Source organism: Bdellovibrio bacteriovorus str. Tiberius, assembly GCF_000317895.1.
Classification (GTDB): Bacteria; Bdellovibrionota; Bdellovibrionia; order Bdellovibrionales; family Bdellovibrionaceae; genus Bdellovibrio; species Bdellovibrio bacteriovorus_F.
In genome coordinates, this window is the sequence record NC_019567.1 from 1,824,216 (window position 1) to 1,846,562 (window position 22,347).

At 49.1% G+C, this 22,347-nt stretch carries 17 protein-coding genes, 2 tRNA genes and 3 rRNA genes; 15 read left to right on the top strand and 7 right to left on the bottom strand.

Annotation, left to right across the window (positions count from 1 at the left end; translation table 11 throughout):
• Position 1: 1 nt before the first annotated feature.
• The gene (locus BDT_RS08665) at positions 2–616 is read right to left on the bottom strand and encodes a hypothetical protein (protein WP_015090858.1); all 615 of its coding nucleotides are present in this window, start codon (positions 614–616) and stop codon (positions 2–4) included.
• Between BDT_RS08665 and BDT_RS08670 the strand changes: the two genes are divergently transcribed.
• The 6 genes from BDT_RS08670 to BDT_RS08695 all read left to right on the top strand — a co-directional run bounded on the left by BDT_RS08670 (position 615) and on the right by BDT_RS08695 (position 5,121).
• Entirely contained in the window at positions 615–1,463 is an 849-nt protein-coding gene (locus BDT_RS08670; RefSeq protein ID WP_015090859.1) for a glycosyltransferase family 2 protein, read from the top strand. The two genes, BDT_RS08665 and BDT_RS08670, sit on opposite strands and share 2 nt — an antisense overlap.
• A complete protein-coding gene (locus tag BDT_RS08675; protein ID WP_015090860.1) occupies positions 1,441–2,424 on the top strand; it encodes a hypothetical protein in 984 nt (327 codons plus the stop codon). Before BDT_RS08670 ends, BDT_RS08675 begins: the two co-directional genes overlap by 23 nt.
• Before the next feature lie 82 nt (positions 2,425–2,506).
• Positions 2,507–2,582, top strand: a tRNA-His gene (locus BDT_RS08680).
• Between the two features lie 234 nt (positions 2,583–2,816).
• Positions 2,817–3,443 (top strand): hypothetical protein, encoded by a 627-nt coding sequence (locus BDT_RS08685; protein ID WP_148278778.1) that lies wholly within the window; start codon positions 2,817–2,819, stop codon positions 3,441–3,443.
• A gap of 108 nt (positions 3,444–3,551) precedes the next feature.
• Positions 3,552–4,091: a rhodanese-like domain-containing protein gene (locus BDT_RS08690; protein WP_080602367.1), complete on the top strand. Its 540-nt coding sequence runs from the start codon at positions 3,552–3,554 to the stop codon at positions 4,089–4,091.
• A 40-nt stretch (positions 4,092–4,131) separates the two neighbouring features.
• Positions 4,132–5,121: a cysteine synthase A gene (locus tag BDT_RS08695; RefSeq protein ID WP_015090863.1), complete on the top strand. Its 990-nt coding sequence runs from the start codon at positions 4,132–4,134 to the stop codon at positions 5,119–5,121.
• Between the two features lie 12 nt (positions 5,122–5,133).
• Here the strand turns inward: BDT_RS08695 and BDT_RS08700 are convergent, their stop codons facing one another.
• From BDT_RS08700 to BDT_RS08710, 3 genes are all read right to left on the bottom strand, one after another.
• Positions 5,134–6,420, bottom strand: coding sequence for an erythromycin esterase family protein (locus BDT_RS08700; protein ID WP_015090864.1), 1,287 nt, complete (start codon positions 6,418–6,420; stop codon positions 5,134–5,136).
• A 12-nt stretch (positions 6,421–6,432) separates the two neighbouring features.
• Entirely contained in the window at positions 6,433–6,618 is a 186-nt protein-coding gene (locus BDT_RS08705; RefSeq protein ID WP_015090865.1) for a hypothetical protein, read from the bottom strand.
• A gap of 103 nt (positions 6,619–6,721) precedes the next feature.
• Complete coding sequence (locus BDT_RS08710) at positions 6,722–7,588, bottom strand: Fpg/Nei family DNA glycosylase (RefSeq protein WP_015090866.1); 867 nt, start codon at positions 7,586–7,588, stop codon at positions 6,722–6,724.
• 117 nt (positions 7,589–7,705) lie between these two features.
• Here BDT_RS08710 and BDT_RS19080 point away from each other — a divergent pair, with 117 nt between their 5' ends.
• The gene (locus BDT_RS19080) at positions 7,706–8,206 is read left to right on the top strand and encodes a DUF421 domain-containing protein (RefSeq protein WP_158320232.1); all 501 of its coding nucleotides are present in this window, start codon (positions 7,706–7,708) and stop codon (positions 8,204–8,206) included.
• Here BDT_RS19080 and BDT_RS08720 read toward each other — a convergent pair.
• A complete protein-coding gene (locus BDT_RS08720; protein ID WP_015090868.1) occupies positions 8,203–9,012 on the bottom strand; it encodes a helix-turn-helix domain-containing protein in 810 nt (269 codons plus the stop codon). The genes BDT_RS19080 and BDT_RS08720 overlap by 4 nt on opposite strands.
• A gap of 346 nt (positions 9,013–9,358) precedes the next feature.
• On the opposite strand from BDT_RS08720, the gene BDT_RS08725 reads away from it, so the two are divergent.
• From BDT_RS08725 to BDT_RS08755, 8 genes are all read left to right on the top strand, one after another.
• Positions 9,359–12,478, top strand: a complete 3,120-nt coding sequence (locus tag BDT_RS08725) for an efflux RND transporter permease subunit (RefSeq protein ID WP_041577471.1) — start codon at positions 9,359–9,361, stop codon at positions 12,476–12,478.
• Positions 12,479–12,638: 160 nt separating this feature from the next.
• Positions 12,639–12,809 (top strand): hypothetical protein, encoded by a 171-nt coding sequence (locus BDT_RS19330; protein WP_015090872.1) that lies wholly within the window; start codon positions 12,639–12,641, stop codon positions 12,807–12,809.
• 633 nt (positions 12,810–13,442) lie between these two features.
• Positions 13,443–14,947: ribosomal RNA gene (locus BDT_RS08730) — 16S ribosomal RNA — on the top strand.
• 142 nt (positions 14,948–15,089) lie between these two features.
• Positions 15,090–15,166 (top strand) — tRNA-Ile (locus BDT_RS08735).
• A gap of 110 nt (positions 15,167–15,276) precedes the next feature.
• Positions 15,277–18,217 (top strand): 23S ribosomal RNA (locus BDT_RS08740).
• A gap of 253 nt (positions 18,218–18,470) precedes the next feature.
• Positions 18,471–18,587: ribosomal RNA gene (rrf, locus tag BDT_RS08745) — 5S ribosomal RNA — on the top strand.
• The 16S, 23S and 5S rRNA genes sit together here with 1 tRNA gene alongside, the layout of an rRNA operon.
• A gap of 577 nt (positions 18,588–19,164) precedes the next feature.
• Positions 19,165–19,602 (top strand): DMT family transporter, encoded by a 438-nt coding sequence (locus BDT_RS08750; RefSeq protein WP_080602369.1) that lies wholly within the window; start codon positions 19,165–19,167, stop codon positions 19,600–19,602.
• Between the two features lie 346 nt (positions 19,603–19,948).
• Positions 19,949–20,713 carry a tail fiber protein gene (locus tag BDT_RS08755; RefSeq protein ID WP_041577473.1) on the top strand — a complete coding sequence of 255 codons (765 nt, stop codon included), beginning with the start codon at positions 19,949–19,951 and terminating at the stop codon, positions 20,711–20,713.
• A 128-nt stretch (positions 20,714–20,841) separates the two neighbouring features.
• On the opposite strand, the gene BDT_RS08760 is transcribed toward BDT_RS08755, so the two are convergent.
• Together BDT_RS08760 and BDT_RS08765 are read right to left on the bottom strand one after the other, a co-directional pair.
• Positions 20,842–21,453, bottom strand: coding sequence for an NADPH-dependent FMN reductase (locus BDT_RS08760; RefSeq protein ID WP_041577475.1), 612 nt, complete (start codon positions 21,451–21,453; stop codon positions 20,842–20,844).
• 221 nt (positions 21,454–21,674) lie between these two features.
• On the bottom strand, positions 21,675–22,316 hold the full coding sequence (locus BDT_RS08765; RefSeq protein WP_015090876.1) for a chalcone isomerase family protein: 642 nt from the start codon (positions 22,314–22,316) through the stop codon (positions 21,675–21,677).
• Positions 22,317–22,347 lie beyond the last annotated feature (31 nt).

Below are 22,347 nucleotides of genomic sequence, written 5' to 3' on the forward strand. Positions count from 1 at the left end.
ATTACTTCCCGAATCCTTTGTGGCTTTCAAATGGGAATGTCAGATAAAGGGAGATGTAGGAATAAGACTTGTTCAGGTCAATGCCCACTTCCGCGCCCATATTTACTTCTTTCCAGTCAACATAGTGGAATTCGCTTCCCAACGCCAGGTTGGAGGCAACGAAGTTTTCGTCTTTGGTGTTCAGGAATGTAAACGGCACCGCAAGGTAAGGCACGGTCAATCCATATTCTGTGTCAAAACGTTTGCTGACCAGTGGGGCGAACTGGAACTGGATCAGGTTTTCGTCCTCATCGCGGGCAATGCCCGCACCGGCACGAAGGCCCATCGCTGGCTGGTTGTCCACGTCAGGGATTGGAATCCACTTAACGCTGGCAAAAGTGTTAAAGTCCACAGCACCTGCGCCCATGCTGATGCGCGCGCTGGAGGAATCTCCCAAAGCGGTATCAAAGAACACGTTGAAGTTGGCACCGTTGCCTTTGTTGGTCAAAAGCTGAGGCTCAACACCCACTTGATATTTGCCCGGAGCCAAAAGCTCGCCGGATTCTGCGATGCTCAGGTAAGCATGCGCTTGAGAAGTTAGAAACAGTCCGAAAACGAAGTATTTAGCAAAATTCATGGATAAAAGCCTTTCGATTCAAAAAATGGTATCGAGTCGTGAATCGTTTGACAAGACCTTGATCCAAAGAGAATCTGATTCCGTGACGAAACTTCCCATTTCCCTTGTGATCATTACCTTGAACGAAGAGGCGCACATTGAGCGCTGCATTCGTTCCGCCCCCTTTGTAGACGATGTTGTCGTGGTCGACAGCTTTTCGACGGATCGCACCGTTGAGATTGCTGAAAAGTGCGGCGCCCGCGTGTTCCAGGAAAAATGGAAGGGTTTCGGACCCCAGAAGGCCTTTGCGACGGCTCAGGCGAAAAATGCCTGGGTTCTGTCTTTGGACGCCGACGAGGCACTCAGCCCTGAACTTGCATCAGAGCTTTACGAAAGCTTTCATGCGTTGGATCCGGAGGCAGGGTACCTGTTTCCGCGCAAATCCTACCATCTGGGACGCTGGATCGAATTCGGCGGGTGGTATCCGGACTATCAACTAAGACTGTTTAATAAATCCCGTTCCCAGTGGAATTCCGCAGACGTACACGAAAAAGTGGAAGTCAAACGCATGCTCAAAATGAAGCGGGATCTGCTGCACTGGGTGTTTGATGGTCTGAGCGATCAGGTTATCACCAACGACCGCTATTCCACGCTGGGAGCCAAACAGCTGATGGCTGCGGGCAAGAAATTTTCTTACTTCAAGTTGATCTTTAAGCCCTGGGGCAAATTTATTGAGACCTATTTTGTAAAGCGCGGCTTTATGGATGGGATGCCGGGCTTTGTGATCGCCGTCGGAGCAGCCTATTCCCTGTTTTTAAAGTTCGCCAAGCAGTGGGAGATGGAACGTGTTCACAAAAAGTCTGAATAGTCTTCTTTCTGTTCTTTTGCTGGCGGGGATCACTTTGGTGGATTCCCATGTTTTTGCGACTGCTCCCAAGTATCCGGCGGTTCGTGAGGTTCGCGGGCAGGCGTGGTTGACGGGGAAGGACGGCAAGCGCCTGTCTCTTCGCGGTACGACCACTTTGCGAGAAAAAGCGACGCTGGAAACATCTCTGGATTCAGAAGTTAAAGTACAACTTGATGAAAAGCGCAGCTTCACCGTTCTGGGGGGCAGCGAGCTGATCATCCCGGTGATTAGCTGGGAGGGCGGAGAAGCCCCCGTGCTGAATCTGAAATCCGGTCATCTTCATTGGAGTCAGTCCCTTAAAGACAAGGGCGCTTACAATGTGGCTGTGCGTTCGGATCTTTTCGAGTTTATTGCTCCGGCCGGGGATTATGTCCTTAGCATGGATCCGGCCAAAGCGTTTGCCGGGGTGAAGATGTTTGAAGGCTCGATGGAGTTTTCCGCCCTCAACGGCGAAGATTCGGCGAAGGTTCAAAGCGGGCAGCAAGTCGGCTTTCAAGGGGTGATCGAAGGTGGTGAAATCGCCTATGACATCCTTTTGCAGGGACGAAAGATCCCTCGCGGGCGCCTGACCTCGGTGACCGCCCTTGACCTGAAAGAGCTGTCCATTGCCAGTGAAGCTGAAAAAATGCGCCGTAAAAAACAGGCCACCGATCAAGCCCGGGCTGCCAAAGCCAAAGCGGATAGCAAAAGATCCGGGTCCATCTGTGAAAAGCCGGCCGGGCGCTTTAATGAGTGTTCATGGACATGCTTAAACAACCCCAAGAAAGAAAAGAAAGCCTGCCTGGTTGCCGCAGAAGGCGTTTCCTGTGTTCGTCACCGTTGCAACGCCAATGGGGATTGGGCGGAAGAAACGGTCCTTGATGCCGAAAAAGGGGGCAGTGCCTGTAAGGCGCAGGTGGTCGTAGGTTCTTGTGATTACTAGGGCTTTTTAAAATCTGCGTTCCGGGGTCATTTTCGTGCTTGCACTTTCTTTGGCAAGGCCCTATAAAAGATCTTCCTTTGTGGTGGGTATAGCTCAGTTGGTAGAGCATCGGATTGTGATTCCGAGTGTCGCGGGTTCAAGCCCCGTTACTCACCCCAATTTTTCCCTTTTTTATTCCCGTCATATTAAACACATCCCTGTATGCTGACGCGTTTTGGAACCGATTGTCTAGGTTCTACGCTCCGGGCACAGGCCTCGGCCAATCTATCGCACTCAAGGCAGGCGAATACCTTGCATCGCTCTTATGGATTAGGTCAGGCAGGTGTTGATTGAAAACTAGAGTTTTGCTTGTATTCCTTATTCTAACTTCCGCTATGCAGGCAAAGGCTGGCATGTTTACTTGGCGTCGCTGGCGTCCTGAAGCTGTGAAAGTCTGCTTTGCCAACCCAGTGCAAAACTCGAAAGAAAAATACCGTCGATCGGTCTGGAGCTCCCATGATAAAGATCAAGTTCGTCGCTGGCTCGAGGATGAGTTCACTCCATCCCGCACGGGAATACATTTTGTCGGGTTTGAAAACTGTATTCTGGGTGACCAAAGTAAAGTCGTCATCAACTATCGCCCGAAAAATGCTTTGAAATGGTTGGGCGGCACGCTGGCCTCCGCATCGGTTGGGGTTCAGCTTGTTTATCCTGCCAAGGACTTTCCGGGTGCGACGGGCGTGGTGCACTTCTTCGCCGGAGGCCTGACTAAATCCACGGTCGTGCACGAGTTTGGTCATATAGCAGGTCTGTATCACGAACACGATCATCCTCATTCCACCTGCACCATAGGTGGCAAAACGAAAGAGGGTATGAAGTGGGGCTTCGGCTATACAGAATACGATGCAGACTCGATCATGAGTTATTGTGTCACTCGCAAATGGGACGACCGCGGTTTAAGTGCCGGAGATCTGTTCACCCTCCGACTGATGTACATTGATAAAATTGAGTCAATGACCTCAACGGGTATTTTGAGATAACACCCGAATCTGCCATCAGGCTCTGGCTTGCAGTTCAGCAAATTTGTGATTTGTGCGACCTCGAAATGGCTATATGTGAGGGCGCCGCATTCGCGATAAGATGATTTGATGAAATTAACTTTGCTGCTGGCAGTTTTCTTATTTTGTGGATGTCAAACCCGGCCGGGTCCTATTCAGATAGATCTGCCGCAGTTGAAATCTTATTTGTCCCAGAAAAACGAAGTCGCCCAGTGGAGCAGTAAAGCGCGCATGGCTTCATTGGGCGGACGTGCACCCACTCAGCAGCTGGCGCCGACCTTCGCCATGCCTTTTAGTCAGGCCAAGCTCAAAGCCCATGTGTTGGACGTGCGCAGTGAAGCAGACTTCGCGCAGTTTAACATGAGCATGGACCCCATCACAAAAATGCCGGTCAGTAATATTCCGGCTTCCGTATTAAGTCCCCTGGCTGCAGGTGATGCTGTCCAAGTTATGGGAGCCAAAGGCATGACCCCTGATTCCATCATCATCGTCGTTTGCAGCAAAGGGGCAGGTTCTCCGGACTTGGCCCAGCAAATCTTCGCTTGGGGGTTCCCAAGGGTGCTCAATTATCCCGGTGACTATTCGGGATTGCAGGGCTGTCACGACGAAGTAAAGCCTTTGAATCAATAGGCTTCGGGATATATAGTTCTGGCTGGATTGCGAGGTGCTTATGCAGGCAGGTTCAGTATCAGACGTTGTTGGTCACACACCCTTAATCAAGCTTCAGTCTCTTTCAAAAATCACCGGATGTGAGATCTTCGCCAAGGCTGAATATCTGAACCCAGGTGGCAGTGTGAAAGATCGCACGGCCCTGGGGATCATTCAAAGCGCTGAAAAACAGGGGCTGCTGAAACCTGGATACACGATTGTCGAAGGCACTGCTGGTAACACGGGGATTGGTCTTGCCACCTTGGCCGCTCAGCGCGGATATCGCTGCGTGATCGTAATGCCAGACAATCAAGCCAAAGAAAAATACGATGCGCTTCATGCTTTGGGAGTGGAGCTTGTGAAAGTGGCTCCTTGTCCGTTTGCCAATCCCAATCACTTTTACCACACAGCTCGCACTTTGGCTGAATCTCGTCCCAATGCATTTTGGGCCAATCAGTTTGAAAACACCGCCAACTTCGAAATTCACTATAAAACAACCGGCCCTGAGGTGTGGGCGCAGATGGACCAAAAGGTGGATGCCTTTGTTTCTTCTGTAGGCACAGGGGGGACGCTGGCCGGGGTGTCTGCCTATTTGAAAGAGCAGGATTCAAAAGTGCATACTCTTCTGGCTGATCCCATGGGTTCAGGCCTTTATTCTTTTGTTAAAACCGGAAAATTTGAATCTCAAGGCAGTTCCATCACCGAGGGCATCGGAATCATGCGTCTGACCGAAAACTTTAAAAAAGCCCGTGTCGATGAGGCAGTTCAGATCCACGATGAACAAATGCTCTCAATGCTTTATTATCTGGCTCAGCACGAAGGCCTTCTGGTGGGGACTTCCGCAGCGCTGAATATCTTCGCGGCTTATCAATATGCTTTGCAGAATCAGGGAAAGGGTTTGCGTATCGCGACTGTGATGGGGGATTCAGCACTTCGCTATCAGTCCAAGGTGTTCAACCCGGATTTCCTGAAAGAAAAGAACCTGCAAATCAAGCCATTGATTCCTGCTTAAGGCAGAAAAACGTTATAGGCCCGACGGGAAGGTTTCCGGTATTTCACTCCGGTCAATTTCCTGTCGCAGCGGACTTAAAGCGCGCGATTCATCAAAAAACAGAAAGCTGTCATAGCGTTCCGCGATTTTGGTCGAAACATAGTTGGCGCGTTCATGGTGGGGGTTATAGACAACGCCCACCGCACGATGGCCCCGTGACTGGGCCCAAGATTTGGTCCGATCCTCTTTAGTAAAGTTCAAAGAAAAATTTTTGAATCCTGAGGCATAGGCCACTTGGTGAAAAAGATCCTCATAGCTTCCACTCTGTGCCTGGGGCAGATTCATCACCCGCACCGGACCCGCCCAAGCCGGGGAGGCAATCACGCTTCCCTGATAGCTGCCAAAACCCACCAAGGCCACATTGTTTTCACCGAAGATCTCTCGAGCCAGGCCTCCGATGTTGACGCTGCCTTCGATCACCATGTCTGTGGCCCGGTAGTCACCGATGTGGGTGTTGTGAGCCCAGACAATGGCTTTTGCGTCGGTGCCATAGTGCTGAAGCAAGGCCTCCAAGGACTCCAGCATATGCCGGTCACGCACGTTCCACGAGCTGTCTTCAAAAGCAGTCATAGCCTGATAATATTTTTCAGCATTTTTGATCACACGGGCGTTTTGAATGGCATCAAAGAGGGCGTTGTCGGCGCGGGTCATGTTTTTTTCAAGCAGATCTTCCAGGGCAGACACAGCCTCTTCGCGGCAGCCTTTGGAGTTTCGCATAAGATCTCTGACGTACTTTTTTTCGTCATGCCGGTAAGAGGCAAAGCAGCTGTAGTACTCCTTTAACGGAGCCACCAGATCAGGTTCGATACCACCCACGGTTTTGACAATGGCATCGATGGATTCAAACAGCGAGTAAACATCCAGTCCATGAAAACCGACCGGTTTCTTATTTTGCAGATGATTGTGCGAGCGCAGCCAGGTTGTGAAATCACGGACTTCTTCGTTGGCCCACATCCATCCTGGCCACCGGGAAAAATGCGCAAAAGGAAGTTTGTCCAGATTGCTGGAACGAACATAGCGATCCAGATACTGACACGAGGGCCAGTCTCCTTCCACGGCGACAAAGCTGAAGCCGTGTTTGCTGACGAGCTCCTGGGTTATTTGGGCACGCCAGTGATAGTACTCATGCGTTCCATGCGATGCTTCTCCCAGCATGACCACTTTGCGGTCCTTGATATGGGAAATCACATCCTGCAGGTCTTGATGACGTAGCAGGGGTGTCTGGCGCTTTTTCAGTTCTTCAATTTGCTCAGGGATCATAGGCACCCCTGATTATTTTTTAGAGCTGTGCTCGCTGGAACTGCGATTGCGGGTCGTTTGATCTTCGTGCACGGTGTTCGTGTCGATAAGATCCGTGCCCTGGTGCTCAGAACGATAGTTCTCGCCCTTTTCCTGAGAGTCGATGATTTTCTTTCTTAGATCCGCTCCTCGTACTGCCTCATTTTTTTTCTCAGCCATAGGTTCCTCCCGCATTCAGGGATATTTTCCGCCGCCCTTGCAGGAACGGAAATTAAAACCCCCGGTTGCTGATTTAAAACAAGCTTCAGGATTGGCTAAGGTCCTAGCTCTGCCAGTCCGGGACCCACGCAGTGGTGCGTCCGGCAATGTCCTCATGTTTTATTTTGTGTCCCTTGTGGGTTTTGGCAGTTTTTGACTTGCCCCAGCGTTCGTGGAAAAGCCACGTCTTGGGAAAGCGCTCATAGTCCGCATCCACGGCAATGGCTTTTCTCACGACTGACAAAGTCACTCTGCGTATGGTGGTCACTTCAGCCAGCGTCAGATCCGAGGCCAGACGATGGGGCGAGATGCGCGCCTGAAACAAAATTTCATCTCCCAGCCAGTTGCCAATCCCCGCGAATAGCCCCTGATCCAGCATCAGTCCTTTGATGGATTTCTTTCGCTTGTGCAGACGTTCATACAACGCTTTGGCTGTCGGGAAATCCAACAGAGGGTCAAAGCCCAGCTTGGCAATGCGTGGATGTTGCCACGGATCGTCCGTCAGCCACATCCGGCCAAAGCGGCGCGGGTCACTGAAAGCCATTTCGATTTTTTTATCCAGTCGAAGCAGCAACCGGCAAAACCAAATCATGCTGTGTTCGCTTTCATCTTCAAGACTCCACAGTTTTTTGCCGCCCCAGATATTGCGGTGTCTGGCGTCTGAGGGATCCGTCAGCAGCGAGATGTTTCCGCTCATGCCCAGGTGAAACAATGGCCAGGGCTTACGATCCAGCTCCAGCCAGAAATACTTTCCTTTCCTGCCGGTGCCGGTGATGCGGGCTCCTTCCAGGGCCTTTTTCACTTCTTTGGCTGGGGCAAAGGCGAAAAGGTGTCTGTCTTTGTCTTCATAAATGACTTCTTTGATCCTTTTGCCGCGCAGAGCTTTGTCAAGATGACGGCGCACGGTTTCGACTTCGGCAATCTCTGGCATGGGGACCTCCGTAAGATGCCATTATCCTTGTGCGCACAGACAAGGGACAGGGAAAACTGGTTGCGATGGCAGCAGTCAAGAGCGAGCCTGAATCAAACGAGGTGGCGGATGTGGGAAATGACGAACCCCTGGTGGGAACTGATACTTCGTGCAGTTATCGTATACTTTTTCGTATTCGTGCTGTTGCGGGTGATTGGTAAAAAGCAAATCGGCGAGTTCGCTCCGTTTGATTTTGTTCTGCTGCTGATTATCAGTGAAGCCGTCAGTAATGGATTGATATCGGATGAATACTCCGTCACCGGGGCCTTGATTCTGGCAGCCACCCTGGTGGCGGTGAACTCTTTTGTGGACTATCTTAGTTATAAGTTCAAAAAAGTCGAAGAAGTCGTTGAGGGCGAACCCCGGGTGATTATTCAAAACGGGCAGGTCATTGAAAAAGTGCGCACTTCCGAAGGAATCACTCAATCCGAACTTGAAGCCACGCTGCGGGAGCATGGCCTGAAGTCGTTTTCAGATGTTCTGCTGGGGGTTCTTGAAACCAATGGTAAAATCAGCATCGTACCAGTGTCTTCGATACCACCGCGGCCTAAGGCGGATGAGTCGCCCCGGCCCTTTTAAAAGTTGGTGATTTCGCCAAAAGTGGAACTGAACTTTTTCAATCCCTCATAGTCGTGCTTCAGAATGGTGTGGGCTGAAACAATCACGGCCGACATAAGTTCCTCAGGGGCTTTGGTTTTTTCTTCGTAGGTCGCGAGCTTTTCAAAACTGCGCAGGGACTTGTTCTGTTCTTCAACCCACGCCTGATAGCTGGCTTTAGAGATTTTGACCACCTGAGTGGAAAAACTCGCCTGATTGCGCTCTTCTTTTTTCTTTTGGGAATAAAGCCCTTCGCGAACCAGATCGATAAAGAAATACGCCACGCCTTTGATGAAGGATTCAGAATGAGCCCGCGCCAAGGCCGCATTTCCGAGGTTTGGAATGGTCTTGAAGGCGGGTTTAACCTTTTGTTTTCCGGTGACACGGATCAGGTCATGCTTTTCCAGGCCGATCAGATATTTGTCCGTGCTTCTTGCGGTCAGTTGATACTCGTCAGCAATCTGTTTTGGAGTCATTCCATCAAAAAGCTTCATCAGATAAGCAAAGTAGTTCTTGTTCTTTGCCAGGAAGGCATCCTGTTCTTCGGTGAATGAAGGACTTCCGGTTTCTTCCTCGGCCGTCAGGGTTTCAATTTCAGCAAGGTTGGTGTCTAAAATATCACACAGATGCAAAAGGCGATTTAGAGTCAGTTCTTCGGGCCCCAGAATTCTTTTGATCGTCGGAACAGAGCATTCCATCTGTTCTGCAAGGGCGTCATAAGTCAGTCCTTTCTTTTTCAGAAGAACTTTAAGAACTGCTTTTATTTTCTGGGACTTAAACTCTTTCACGGGATCCTACCTTTTGAAGTTCTTGCGAAATTCGCGTTCCAGAATGTGACTGCAATCCACCTCCAGACTGTCGAAACCAAGCAGCGAACACAGAATATAAAAAACTTTTTTCATTTGAGACCTGCCTCTTTCAGAAAGCCTCATCGCTTTCTGAAACCAGATTGCAGCATTTGGTTTGGAGTCTCAATCATCATCCTGAGGGTATCAAAAAACGAGCTAAAAAGCCATAAAATGGCTCAAAAATAGGTCGTGGTATCGAAAATAGATCCCACCTGCGGGACTGCTTCGGTCCTCGAATATCTCTCCAGTTGTCCGCACTCATCCTTGCTGCTAATTTCCCGCCACTATGTCACCAGCTTTATTATCAGTACGCCAACCCGTTCTTATCATGTCTCTTGTCATCCTTATGCTGACTCTTGGAGGCATCTCTTTAAAAAACCTTCCCATCGATTTGTATCCGGATGTCACGCTTCCCACTGTCGTGGTTGTGACTTCGTATGCGGGTGCCGGTCCTCAGGAAGTTGAAACCGAAATCACCAAGGTATTGGAAGATCAGGTTTCAACCATTTCCGGAGTGCAGAAGGTCTCTTCGCAGAATATGGAAGGGGTCAGTATTCTTAGTATCGAGTTCTCTTTGAAAACCAATCTGAACTTCGCCGAGCAGGAAGTCCGCGCCAAAGTGCAAAACTCCATGCGTGAACTTCCCGATGACGTCGATGAACCCGTGATCCGTAAGGTGGGTCCGTCGGATGCGCCGATCATGTATATCTCACTCCAAGCCGACATGGAGGACGGAAAGCTTTACGATCTGGCCAAAGAGATCATTTCCCCGCAGTTTGAGCAGGTCTATCAGGTCGGCCAGGTGGAAATCCTGGGGGGCCGCAAGCGTGAAATTCACGTCAGTTTGAATCGGGACCGTTTGAACGGCACGGATATCTCAGCCAGCACAGTGGCCGAAGCTCTGCGCAGCGGGGGGCGCAATATCCCTGCCGGTAAAATTGATGTCGGAGAAACTCAGTTTTCTTTCCGCACCCTGGGACAGTATCAGTCCGTGCATGAAATCGGGTCCACCGTGCTTCGTCTGGCGGATGTCTATCATCCGATCACCATCGGCACGGTGGCCAGGATCGAAGACACTTTGCAGGACGAAAGCTCGCGCAGCCGTTTGAATGGCAAGAAAGCCATCAACTTCAGCATCTATCGCCAGTCCGGAGCCAATTCGGTCAAAGTTGCTGACGATATCGCCAAGAAGGTAACCAAGATCAACGAGGACTTCAAAGCCCAAGGGGTGGAAGCCCAGATGAAGATCGTTCAGGACACCAGTAACAAGATTCGCGCGAACGTTTATGACGTTTATGAATCCATTATATTCGGGGTGATCCTGACGATTCTGGTGGTTTATTTCTTCCTGGGCAGCATGAAATCCACTCTGATTACGGGCTTTGCACTTCCCAACTCGCTGCTGGGGGCGTGTATTATGATGGGGATCTTCGGGTTCTCTATCAACATCATGAGCCTGCTGGCGATGAGTTTGGTCGTGGGTCTTTTGGTGGATGACGCCATCGTCGTTCGTGAAAACATCTTCCGTAAGCTTGAAATCGGCATGTCGCCGAAGAAAGCCGCCGTGGTTGGTACCAATGAAGTGACTCTGGCCGTTGTTGCGACCACTTTGACGATTCTTGCGGTGTTTGGCCCGATCGGAAATCTGCAGGGGATTGTGGGGCAGTTCTTCAAACAGTTTGGTTTGACGATCTGTTTTGCCATGATCGTCAGTTTGTTCGACGGTCTGTTTGTGGCGCCGACTTTGTCAGCATACGTGGCGGGGGAGCATTCTCACAAACCTCCAACATCCAGGTTCGGCATCTGGAATCAAAAAGCTCTGAAGGCCTTTGATCGCTTCCAGACGCGCATGGAGCAGGGGTATGTGAAAACTCTGGGCTGGGCTCTGGCGCATCCGGCGAAAACCATCCTGGCCTCTGTCGGGATCTTTGTGTTTTCGCTCTTTATTGCCACACGCGTGCCATTCACATTCCTGCCCGCGCAGGACAATGGTGAATTCTACGTGCAGTTTGAGCTTTCTCCGGGGGCCAGTCTTGATGGCACGGATGTCATTGCCAAAGAAATCGAAAGCCGCACCCGCAAGTTCCCAGAGATCGAGGACATTTTGACCTTCGTGGGTACCGGCAACGGGGAGCCTCACAAGGGAAGTCTTTATATCCGTCTTGTGCCGTCTAAAAAACGCAGCATGAATACCACGCAGACCAAAGCGGCTTTGCGTGAAGCGTATAAGGGCCTGGAGAAATACAACATCATCGTGACGGATAACCCCGGTCAGCAGAACAGCCGTCAGTTCAACTTGAATATCGTGGGTCAGAATATGAACGATCTGATTCAGTATTCTGAAAAGGTGCTGGCGAAGCTGAAGGCCGAGCCGGGTCTTTCCCAGCCGGATACAAGCTATCGCGCCGGTAAGCCCGAGTTCCAGGTGCAGCTGAAGCGTGAAAACGCCCAAGCTTCGGGGGTTTCCCTGATCGGTGTTGGTATGGAGCTTCGTACTTTGATCGAAGGCCAGACGCCGGCCATCTACCGTGAAAATGGTGTGAATTATGATGTGCGTGTGCGCCTGCAGCCGGATCAGCGTGACTTGCGTGAACAGTATCCAAGTCTGAAGGTTCCAAATCTCAGTCAGCGGCTGGTGCCTTTGGCGAACGTCGCCCACTTGAAAGAAGCGCAGGGGCCGTCGGTGATCTTGCGTGAAAACCGCAACCGTTACATCCAGCTTTCTGCAGATATCACTCCAGGCGGGAAAGGCCTTGGGGGTGTGATCACTGAAATCAACAGTCTGTCGAAGACAGAACTGAAGCCCCCTCCGGGTGTGACTTTCAGCTTCGTGGGTGAAGCCGAACGCTTTGCCGAGCTGATGACGAACATCCTGGTTTCCTTGGGCTTGGGTGTGATGTTTATTTATCTGGTGCTGGCTAGTTTGTATGGTTCTTTCATCACCCCGGTGACAATCATGTCTGTGATTCCGCTGGCTGCCTGCGGAGCTTTCCTGTCGTTATTCATCACCCGTTCCAGCTTTGATTTGTTCTCGATGATTGGGTGTGTGATGCTGATGGGTCTTGCGACGAAGAACTCTATCTTGTTGATCGACTCTGCAGCTGAACAGCAAAAGCATGGTATTTCTCCGAAAGAAGCTTTGCTGAAAGCGGGCGAAACCCGTCTTCGTCCGATCATTATGACGAGTCTTGCGCTGATTGCCGGAATGGTGCCTGTGGCGATTGGTTTGAATGAAGCTTCGAAATCCCGTACAAGTCTTGGGATTGTCGTTATCGGTGGTACTATCAGTTCCACCTTGCTGACACTATATGTGATTCCGGCCGTTCACTTATATGTGGACCGATTCCAGAACTGGTTCATGGCGAAATACCGCAAAGTCTTCGGACACGACGAAACAGTGATCTAGATATAGAAGCCGTCCCTTGGGGTGGCTTTTTTTATGTCTAAATTCAATCGCCTCTGCACCAAAGTGATGGATCGTGACTGTAAACTGGCACTGTTGATGGATTCTTCCTGGGACGGTTTTATTCAGTAATAGAATAGAACAAACGAACCAGGAGGTTTTTATGGCTTCGAAATACAACGATAAAGAAAGCCTCTCCCATAAAGTGGGGGATAAAATCGAAAAGGTTGGACAGAAGATCTCTGAGAAGGCCCCTAAAACAGGTCAGGCCATCCATGATCTGGGGGATAAGATTGAACACATGAACGACAATAAGAAATCCCGCCGTACTTAATGAGCGGTTTTGAAGGCCCCTTTCTTATATAGAAGGGGCTTTCTGCATTTTCTGATCCCTATTAATAAGGGAAATGGCCCCTCTATCTAGAGATTTCCTCTGAAATGCGGGATAAATGGGCTCCTCTTTTATAGGCATGAAGCGCTGCAGAGTCGCTTTGTGCCTATTAAGGCGGCATAAAGCGCAATTTTTGCCCTATTTTTCTACACTTTTATTTATTTAAAAAAGGCCTTGCCTGGAAAGGGCATTAGGCCTATAAATCAGGACCTCACCGACGTTATGTTTGATTCCAAACACAGACAGGGTTCATAAGTAATTGATTTGAATTCAATTATTTGCGACACGTTTGAACGTTGATTGAGGATCAAATATTTTTTCGAAAAAGTTCTTTTTGAAAATTTTCGAAAAAATGTTTGGGAGGGTGTTGACAAGAGCTTAGCTCTTCGATAAAACTCTCTACCTCGCCGCTAAGTAAGATTAACGGCGAGCAAGATTCGCTCTTTGAAAACTGAATAGCTAGATAAAATAGATTTTTGGGCTCTTTGAATACCGAGTAATTGGTATTCACAATTTCAAAAAATATTCGAACAAACAATAGCGTAAAAGCTAGCTGTTTGCTTCTAAACAGAATTTAAACTGGAGAGTTTGATTCTGGCTCAGAACAAACGCTGGCGGCGTGCCTAATACATGCAAGTCGAACGGGGTAGCAATACCTAGTGGCGCACGGGTGAGGAACGCGTGGATAATCTGCCTTAGAGTGGGGGATAACTAGTCGAAAGATTAGCTAATACCGCATAAGACCACAGGAGCTGCGGCTCTAGGGGTCAAAGGTTTTTCGCTCTAAGATGAGTCCGCGTAAGATTAGCTAGTTGGTGAGGTAACGGCTCACCAAGGCGACGATCTTTAACTGGTCTGAGAGGATGATCAGTCACACTGGAACTGAGACACGGTCCAGACTCCTACGGGAGGCAGCAGTAGGGAATATTGCACAATGGAGGAAACTCTGATGCAGCGACGCCGCGTGAGTGATGAAGGCCTTCGGGTCGTAAAGCTCTGTCGCAGGGGAATAACACAATGAATGTACCCTGTAAGAAAGGATCGGCTAACTTCGTGCCAGCAGCCGCGGTAAGACGAGGGATCCTAGCGTTGTTCGGAATTATTGGGCGTAAAGCGGATGTAGGTGGCTTTGTAAGTCAGATGTGAAAGCCCAGGGCTCAACCCTGGAAGTGCATTTGATACTGCGAAGCTTGAGTGTCGGAGAGGTTACTAGAATTGTTGGTGTAGTGGTGAAATACGTAGATATCAACAGGAATACCGGAGGCGAAGGCGGGTAACTGGCCGAACACTGACACTGAGATCCGAAAGCGTGGGGATCAAACAGGATTAGATACCCTGGTAGTCCACGCCGTAAACGATGGATACTTGTTGTTGGAGGTATTGACCCCTTCAGTGACGAAGCTAACGCGTTAAGTATCCCGCCTGGGGAGTACGGTCGCAAGATTAAAACTCAAAGAAATTGACGGGGGCCCGCACAAGCGGTGGAGCATGTGGTTTAATTCGATGCAACGCGAAGAACCTTACCTAGGCTTGACATGTACTGGAAGACTGGCAGAAATGTCGTCGCCCGCAAGGGTCGGTACACAGGTGCTGCATGGCTGTCGTCAGCTCGTGTCGTGAGATGTTGGGTTAAGTCCCGCAACGAGCGCAACCCCTGCATTTAGTTGCCAGCATTCAGTTGGGCACTCTAGATGGACTGCCGGTGTTAAACCGGAGGAAGGTGGGGATGACGTCAAGTCCTCATGGCCCTTATGCCTAGGGCTACACACGTGCTACAATGGTAGTCACAGAGCGAAGCTAAGCCGCGAGGTAGAGCAAATCGCTTAAAAGCTATCTAAGTTCAGATTGATCTCTGCAACTCGAGATCATGAAGTTGGAATCGCTAGTAATCGCGGATCAGAATGCCGCGGTGAATACGTTCCCGGGCCTTGTACACACCGCCCGTCACACCATGAAAGTTGGCTGTACCAGAAGTCGCTGCGCTAACCGCAAGGAGGCAGGCGCCCAAGGTATGGTCGATGATTGGGGTGAAGTCGTAACAAGGTAGCCGTAGGGGAACCTGCGGCTGGATCACCTCCTTTCTAAGGATTATCCGGTCAATCTTCATCAAGACTTGTTCTTGATAAGTTAAAATGACCCAATCTTAGGTCAACTTACTCTTCCCGAGTAAGTGAGTCCCAAAAATCTATCTAGCTGTTTAGTTTTGAGAGAGTGAAGCCTAACGGGCCTGTAGCTCAGTTGGTTAGAGCACACGCTTGATAAGCGTGGGGTCGGAAGTTCGAGTCTTCCCAGGCCCACCAAGTTCTAATAACTGGAATGCGGTGTAAGTTAGAGTTTTGCTGAACGGTTTTCGTTCTTTGACAATTGAATAGATTGATTTAGTTGATTTTTAGCGAGGTTAGTTCCATTTTTTTAAGCTACAAAGGGCTTACGGTGGATGCCTTTGGCACTAAGAAGCGATGAAGGACGTGGTAAGCTGCGATAAGCTTCGGGGAGTGGCACACACACTTTGATCCGGAGATTTCCGAATGGGGAAACCCACCATTTATGGTATCACTCAATGAATACATAGTTGTTTGAAGCGAACGAGGGGAAGTGAAACATCTCAGTACCCTCAGGAAGAGAAATCAATTCCGAGATTCCCCCAGTAGTGGCGAGCGAACGGGGAACAGCCTAAACCTTATTCATTAATTTGAATGAGGGGTCGTGGGACCGCAATGTGGGACCGGAGAAGTTAGAGTAACAGTCTGGAAAGTCTGGCAAGATAGGGTGATAGCCCCGTACTCGAAAACTTCGAAGGCCCTAGCGGCATCCCGAGTACCACGAAACACGTGAAATTTCGTGGGAATCTGTGAGGACCACCTCATAAGGCTAAATATTCCTTAGTGACCGATAGTGAACAAGTACCGTGAGGGAAAGGTGAAAAGAACCCCGAGAGGGGAGTGAAATAGAACCTGAAACCGTAAGTCTACAAGCAGTTAGAGACCCTTAAGTGGTCGATAGCGTACCTTTTGCATAATGAGTCAGCGAGTTATGTTTGCATGCGAGGTTAAGCCGTTGTAGGTGGAGCCGTAGCGAAAGCGAGTCTGAATAGGGCGATTTAGTATGCAGGCATAGACCCGAAACCCGGTGATCTAATCATGGACAGGTTGAAGCGAGGGTAACACCTCGTGGAGGACCGAACAAGTTGAGGTTGAAAACTCTTTTGATGATCTGTGATTAGGGGTGAAAGGCCAATCAAACTGGGTGATAGCTGGTTCTCCCCGAAATATATTTAGGTATAGCGTCAGGTAAAAAATATCATGGAGGTAGAGCACTGAATGGGCTAGGGGTCTTTACCGGATTACCAAACCCAAATAAACTCCGAATGCCATTGATATGTTCCCTGGCAGGCAGACTCAGGGTGATAAGGTCATGAGTCGAGAGGGAAAGAGCCCAGACCAACAGCTAAGGTCCCTAAATGCACGCTCAGTGGAGAACGTTGTGGAGTTACTTTGACAACTAGGAGGTTGGCTTAGAAGCAGCAATCCTTTAAAGAAAGCGTAATAGCTCACTAGTCTAGTGACTCTGCGCGGAAGATACAACGGGGCTAAGCGTGTTACCGAAGCTTTGGATTAAGATATTTTATATTTTAGTGGTAGGGGAGCGTTCTAGTGTAGGATGAAGGTTGACCGGTAGGACAGCTGGACGAACTAGAAGTGATCATGCTGACATAAGTAGCGTTGAACTCGGGTGAAAAACCCGGGCGCCGAAAACTCAAGGATTCCTGGGTAAAGATAATCTTCCCAGGGTTAGTCGAGACCTAAGATGAGGCCAAGTGGCGTAATCGATGGCAAAACGGTTAATATTCCGTTACCTAATAAATCGCGCTTAAGGAATGACGGTATAGGATATCACAGCCTCTTATTGGATTGAGGTGTAAGCATGTAGGAGGATCAGTAGGCAAATCCGCTGGTCTTAACTCTGAGGTGTGAATGCGAGGGACTTGTCCCGGAAGTGTGAAAAGCCATGTATCCAAGAAAAGTTTCGTAAGTTTAGTTTTATTAGCTCGTACCGTAAACCGACTCAGGTGAGTGGGGTGAATATCCTAAGGCGATGGGGTGAATTTTGGTCAAGGAACTCGGCAACTTAACACCGTAACTTCGGGAAAAGGTGTGCCCGCGAGAGTGTAAGGATTTACTCCCCAAGCTTTTTCGGGTCGCAGAGAAATGGGAGTAGCGACTGTTTATCAAAAACACAGGTATGTGCAAAGTCTCAAGACGAAGTATACATACTGACGCCTGCCCGGTGCTGGAAGGTTAAGAGGATTAGTTAGCGTAAGCGAAGCTGAGAATCGAAGCCCCAGTAAACGGCGGCCGTAACTATAACGGTCCTAAGGTAGCGAAATTCCTTGTCGGGTAAGTTCCGACCTGCACGAATGGCGTAACGACTTCTCCGGTGTCTCGACCAAATGCCTCGCGAAATTGAATTCTCGGTGAAAATGCCGAGTACCCGCAGAAAGACGGAAAGACCCCGTGAACCTTTACTGTAGCTTGGCAGTGATTTTAGAGTTGGCATGTGTAGGATAGGTGGGAGACTTTGAAGCAGTGGCGCTAGCCATTGTGGAGTCAACCTTGAAATACCACCCTTGGCACCTTTGAAATCTAACCTGCTGCTCTTTACGAGCAGAGGGACACTGTCTGGTGGGCAGTTTGACTGGGGCGGTCGCCTCCCAAAAAGTAACGGAGGCGCGCGATGGTCCCCTCAGCCTGATTGGAAACCAGGCGTCGAGTGCATTGGCATAAGGGGGCTTGACTGCGAGACCTACAAGTCGAGCAGGTGCGAAAGCAGGCCAAAGTGATCCGGTGGTCCCGCGTGGAAGGGCCATCGCTCAACGGATAAAAGGTACTCCGGGGATAACAGGCTTATTCCATCCAAGAGTCCATATCGACGATGGAGTTTGGCACCTCGATGTCGGCTCATCACATCCTGGGGCTGGAGCAGGTCCCAAGGGTTTAGCTGTTCGCTAATTAAAGTGGTACGCGAGCTGGGTTCAGAACGTCGTGAGACAGTTTGGTCCTTATCTTCTGTGGGCGTATGAGATTTGAGTAGACCTGTCCTTAGTACGAGAGGACCGGGATGGACGAACCTCTGGTGTTCCTGTTGTTCTGCCAAGAGCAATGCAGGGTAGCTATGTTCGGAATTGATAACCGCTGAAAGCATCTAAGCGGGAAGCAAACTACAAGATTAGATCTCACTGGGGCTTCGGCCCCCTAAAGACCCCTTGGAGACTACGAGGTTGATAGGCTGAAGGTGTAAGTACAGCAATGTATTGAGCTGATCAGTACTAATAGGTCGTGAGGCTTTTTTAAAAAACATTCTTCTTAGATTTATCTAACGAAGATTTCGTCTCAGAGACTTCCTTAATTGGAACGAGAGACTAGCTCTCTGAATAAGTAAGAGAGTGAAATGTGGAACTAACAGCGACTCGCTAAAAATCAATTAAATCAATCATTCAGTTGTAATGATAAAAAGAAAGTAACTTCTCCATTTGGATTGGAAGTAAGTTGCAAAGAACGAAAAGGTTAGTGTAAGAAGCTAACCACTTTGATTAATAAACGCTTTGCTGGTGTTTATAGCAGAGGGGCCACACCTGATCCCATTCCGAACTCAGAAGTTAAGTCCTCTTGCGGCGATGGTATTGCATTGGTGACAATGTGGGAGAGTAGCACGACGCCAGCTCTATTTTACTTGAACCCGGGTTACGAAAGTAATCCGGGTTTTTTTATGCCCGAAATCTGACGATAGACTTTTTCCTGCCTGAAACTTTCGTGCTGACGTCGCAGACGGCCCGGATTCGGCTTTATCGCCTCAATCAGAAGCAGAAGTTTATCAACGAGAGTTCTTGCCTGGGTTGGTGAGTGCGCTCGCTGGCGAGGCAACTCGGATCTTTTCTTTCATTTTCACTTCATTCAGAGACGGCGAACTTGCCCTTTGGAGGTCCTTTTTTGTTTCAAAAGGGGAATATCTATAAACACAGAAATGTGTAATCAAACAAAATTTGGACTAAAAATATTCGCTGTGTCTCACCACTAAAGCTATGAAATGACTGCATAATCTCATTGGAGTCGAGTCGTGAGAGCTTTTTTTAAAGGGCTGTGGTATTCTAGTTATATCAAATACAGGAGCTTTCTCCTGTTCGCTTTTTAAGTCTTTTTTGTCGACTGGTTCAAAAAAAGATCTCTCGGAGGTTCATCCGAGACACGGGGTAAACACAATTTAATACGATAGAAAGGGTCGAGATGCGACAGGGTGTCTTATGGCATACGTGTATCTTGCAGCAGCAATTATATTCGAGGTTTTCGGTACGATCACAATGAAGTACTCAGAGGGGTTTACAAAGGTGCTCCCATCCGTGCTCACAGTAGCATGTCATGGAATCTGCTTTATAAGCCTCACTGTGGCGCTTAAATATCTTCCCGTCAGTAACGTGTATGCGATCTGGGCGGGAGTGGGAACAGCCTTGATGGCTTTCCTGGGACTGGTTATTTTCAATGAGCCTTTACCGCTGCAGAAAGTGGTGGCGACGACGTTGATTATTGCCGGCGTGGTCATTCTGAATTTGGGCGAAGGCAAAAAAGCCGAAGAACAAGTGGCGAAAGTTGAAACCACACACATTGAGCCGATTCCATCGGCCGTGGTAGTGCCGGTTCCAGCCGCTCCTGTGGTCTCGGCGGCGCCGCGCAACGCGGGTTGAAGGCTTTTCTCGACGCTGAAATTTAAAAACATTTTAAAAGAAATCAAAAGAGTGGTGAACAACCACTCTTTTTTTATTTCTACAACCCGTCTTTTCAACTTTAAATCAGGTTCATCTTAAGATCAGATGTTTGGCGATCGCGAGTATAAATGGGCCGCAACAGGTTCGGATTAAATTAAAAAGAACTGACGGTTGTTCGGCAGGTGCTGGGACGTCGGCGTATTGGATTGTCGGAAAGTCGGCAGGGCGGCCCTCAAGGCGACGGTGGTGGATTTGGACCTGGATTTTGGATGGCATTGGCTATGCAATTCAGTTAGACATAACCAATCATCACAAAGGTGTGTTTATGAAAAAGAAATTTATGACGGTCTCTGCACTTCTTCTTCTGCAACTGGTGTCCACGGTTTGTCTGGCCTGGGACGACCCTTTCCGCAATGAATGTGACCTGGGGGAAGTGAAGGCGTTTGTGGCCACCGTACAGCCGAATTCAGAAAAATGGGCGAAGGCCGACGGTCGGGTTATTGATTTGATGAGTAACGTCACGTTGTTCTCGATTTACGGAAATAAATTTGGCGGGGATGGAATCAGAACTTTTGCATATCCATTTATTAAGGATGTCACTGCCGATGCTTTGACCTTTTCATATTACGTTTGCACCAAGGGGATTTTTCCAACCACGACTGGCGGCTCCAGCTCTGTTTCCTTTATCAAGCAATACCCGCTGAGCATGCGTTATGATTTGAGTAACTTCAGCAGGCTGGATGATCATAGTGCTCTGGCTGAGAGTTCTGGAGCCTATAGCCTGGCTGTTTTTGATGATTTGAAGTTTACCAATCATAGGGCAGATGACCTGGTTCGTTTTCCGAATGTGATTCTGCCGGGTGGAATTGAGAATAACGATGATGGACACTCGAAGCTATACAACTATGTGGTTGTGAATGGGGAATGGCCTTCCGGTGGTGCCAACTGCGAAAAAGGGGAAGTGTTGTTTGGTTTATGGAAGCACGATGCTCCGGCTAACACCAAAGAATTTGTGCCTTCGTCTCCGATCACAGCATCACTGGCTGATGGCCAGCTGAGAACGGCTCCACGCATCTTTGTTTGTCAGTAAACTCAGTGAATTATTAACAACGGTGATTCAGAAATATAAAAGGGGATGAGTAAATCATCCCCTTTTATAGTTTTGCAGGCAGTGCAGGGATTAGATCCCGGGGATGTGGTCCGTCTTGCGCGAGCGCTCTAGTTGTGTTGTTGGTGGATCTTTTCATCCACAAATTCTGTGAGCTTTTCAAATGGCGTCTCTTTTCTGGAGGCAAAGTGGATAAAATCCGCAATCATGGCCTGCAGCTTTTCAATCTGCTTTTCGTCTTTGAGCTTTCCATCTTTGTCAAAAGCGTCGTCGGCTTTCGCCACGCCAAAATATTCTGGATACACATAGGATTTTAGAACATGCAAGGGCACACGTGCGTGCAAGTTTCCCCGCACGGCACCTAGTGCCCCAGGAGAAGCGCCCAGCAGCAGGATGTGCTTCTTTTCAATGGGTACCGGTTTTAAGCGAGACAGCCAGTCAATGGCATTCTTGAATGTACCAGGAATGCTTCCGTTGTATTCAGGACTTGAAATGATAATGGCGTCGGCCTCGGTAAATTTCTTTCCCAGGTCCTTGGCACCTTGAGGAATGCCCTTGGAGTTTTCCAGGTCAGCGTCATACATCGGCAGGGGAAATTCGTTGAATTCGCAAAGATCCACCTCGCAAAAAGGCAGATCTTGCACCATTTCTGCGGCGACCCGGATCAGTTTTTTGTTGTAAGAACCGTGGCGCAAAGACGCCGCAAACATAAAGACTTTCATGCGCACCTCACTGTCGTGGACAGTGTCTCACTGTGGGTCTGTTAGGCCGATGAAATAGCGGGGAATATTCCAAAATACAAATTGGCCCGGGGGATTTTCGGGAGGAACTTTAGTGATCTTGTAATTTACAGGAGAGCGTATTTTGGGCGAGGCTTCGCGTGGAAAGATCTTTGATGTGGAGATTGAAGCCGACCTGCGTGATCGGCCTCAAAAAGATGGAACTATTTTTTCAGGATGGATTTTTTCAAAGTGGCTACACCATCATCAGATGGTTTGCCCAGCCAGATAGAGAACACCTTTTCGATAAATCCTGCAGGGCCTTTGATTTCAGAAACATTGCCGGAAGTTGTTTCGTAAAGAACAGCTTCAGACCCGTCTTTCAATTTAGCACCCAATACAGTCAGCGCTTTGCCTTCTTTGGCTTCGCCACCTTTTGCCACAGAGTCCAGGAATTGTTTCACGGACGCTTCGTCAGAACTCACGCCATTGGCTTTAAGTGCTTCTTTGAAAGACTTTTGCACGTTATCGGCATCCACACCACGCAGGAAGTGCATTTGGATGGCAACGGCTTGCTGATCCTTCAGTGAAGTCAGGGCTTCAGCATCGGTTTTCTTGAAGGTTTCTGGATTGCTGACGAAAAGCTGGCCCACATAAACTTTCACGTTCACGAAAACCACTTTCTTGGCGCGCAGGCCTGCGCCCACTGAAGTCAGTTTCAGGGATTCGCTTTCAACATTGGCAGTCGCGGAAGTGGACAGGGTCACTTTTTCCACTTTTTCGCCGGTTCCTTCCGGAGTCAGCAGGGCTGCCATGGAGTTTACAGACAAAAGAACGGTCGCAAGGGCTGCGATAAGGTGTTTCATACAGGTCCTTTCTCGAATTGGTCCAGATAGG

Coding starts and splice junctions, on each gene's coding strand:
- BDT_RS08670 (WP_015090859.1), top strand. CDS start 615: ATGGATAAAAGCCTTTCGATTCAAAAAATGGTATCGAGTCGTGAATCG.
- BDT_RS08665 (WP_015090858.1), bottom strand. CDS start 616: ATGAATTTTGCTAAATACTTCGTTTTCGGACTGTTTCTAACTTCTCAA.
- BDT_RS08685 (WP_148278778.1), top strand. CDS start 2,817: ATGTTTACTTGGCGTCGCTGGCGTCCTGAAGCTGTGAAAGTCTGCTTT.
- BDT_RS08690 (WP_080602367.1), top strand. CDS start 3,552: ATGAAATTAACTTTGCTGCTGGCAGTTTTCTTATTTTGTGGATGTCAA.
- BDT_RS08695 (WP_015090863.1), top strand. CDS start 4,132: ATGCAGGCAGGTTCAGTATCAGACGTTGTTGGTCACACACCCTTAATC.
- BDT_RS08700 (WP_015090864.1), bottom strand. CDS start 6,420: ATGATCCCTGAGCAAATTGAAGAACTGAAAAAGCGCCAGACACCCCTG.
- BDT_RS08705 (WP_015090865.1), bottom strand. CDS start 6,618: ATGGCTGAGAAAAAAAATGAGGCAGTACGAGGAGCGGATCTAAGAAAG.
- BDT_RS08710 (WP_015090866.1), bottom strand. CDS start 7,588: ATGCCAGAGATTGCCGAAGTCGAAACCGTGCGCCGTCATCTTGACAAA.
- BDT_RS19080 (WP_158320232.1), top strand. CDS start 7,706: ATGACGAACCCCTGGTGGGAACTGATACTTCGTGCAGTTATCGTATAC.
- BDT_RS08725 (WP_041577471.1), top strand. CDS start 9,359: ATGTCACCAGCTTTATTATCAGTACGCCAACCCGTTCTTATCATGTCT.
- BDT_RS19330 (WP_015090872.1), top strand. CDS start 12,639: ATGGCTTCGAAATACAACGATAAAGAAAGCCTCTCCCATAAAGTGGGG.
- BDT_RS08750 (WP_080602369.1), top strand. CDS start 19,165: ATGGCATACGTGTATCTTGCAGCAGCAATTATATTCGAGGTTTTCGGT.
- BDT_RS08755 (WP_041577473.1), top strand. CDS start 19,949: ATGAAAAAGAAATTTATGACGGTCTCTGCACTTCTTCTTCTGCAACTG.
- BDT_RS08760 (WP_041577475.1), bottom strand. CDS start 21,453: ATGAAAGTCTTTATGTTTGCGGCGTCTTTGCGCCACGGTTCTTACAAC.
- BDT_RS08765 (WP_015090876.1), bottom strand. CDS start 22,316: ATGAAACACCTTATCGCAGCCCTTGCGACCGTTCTTTTGTCTGTAAAC.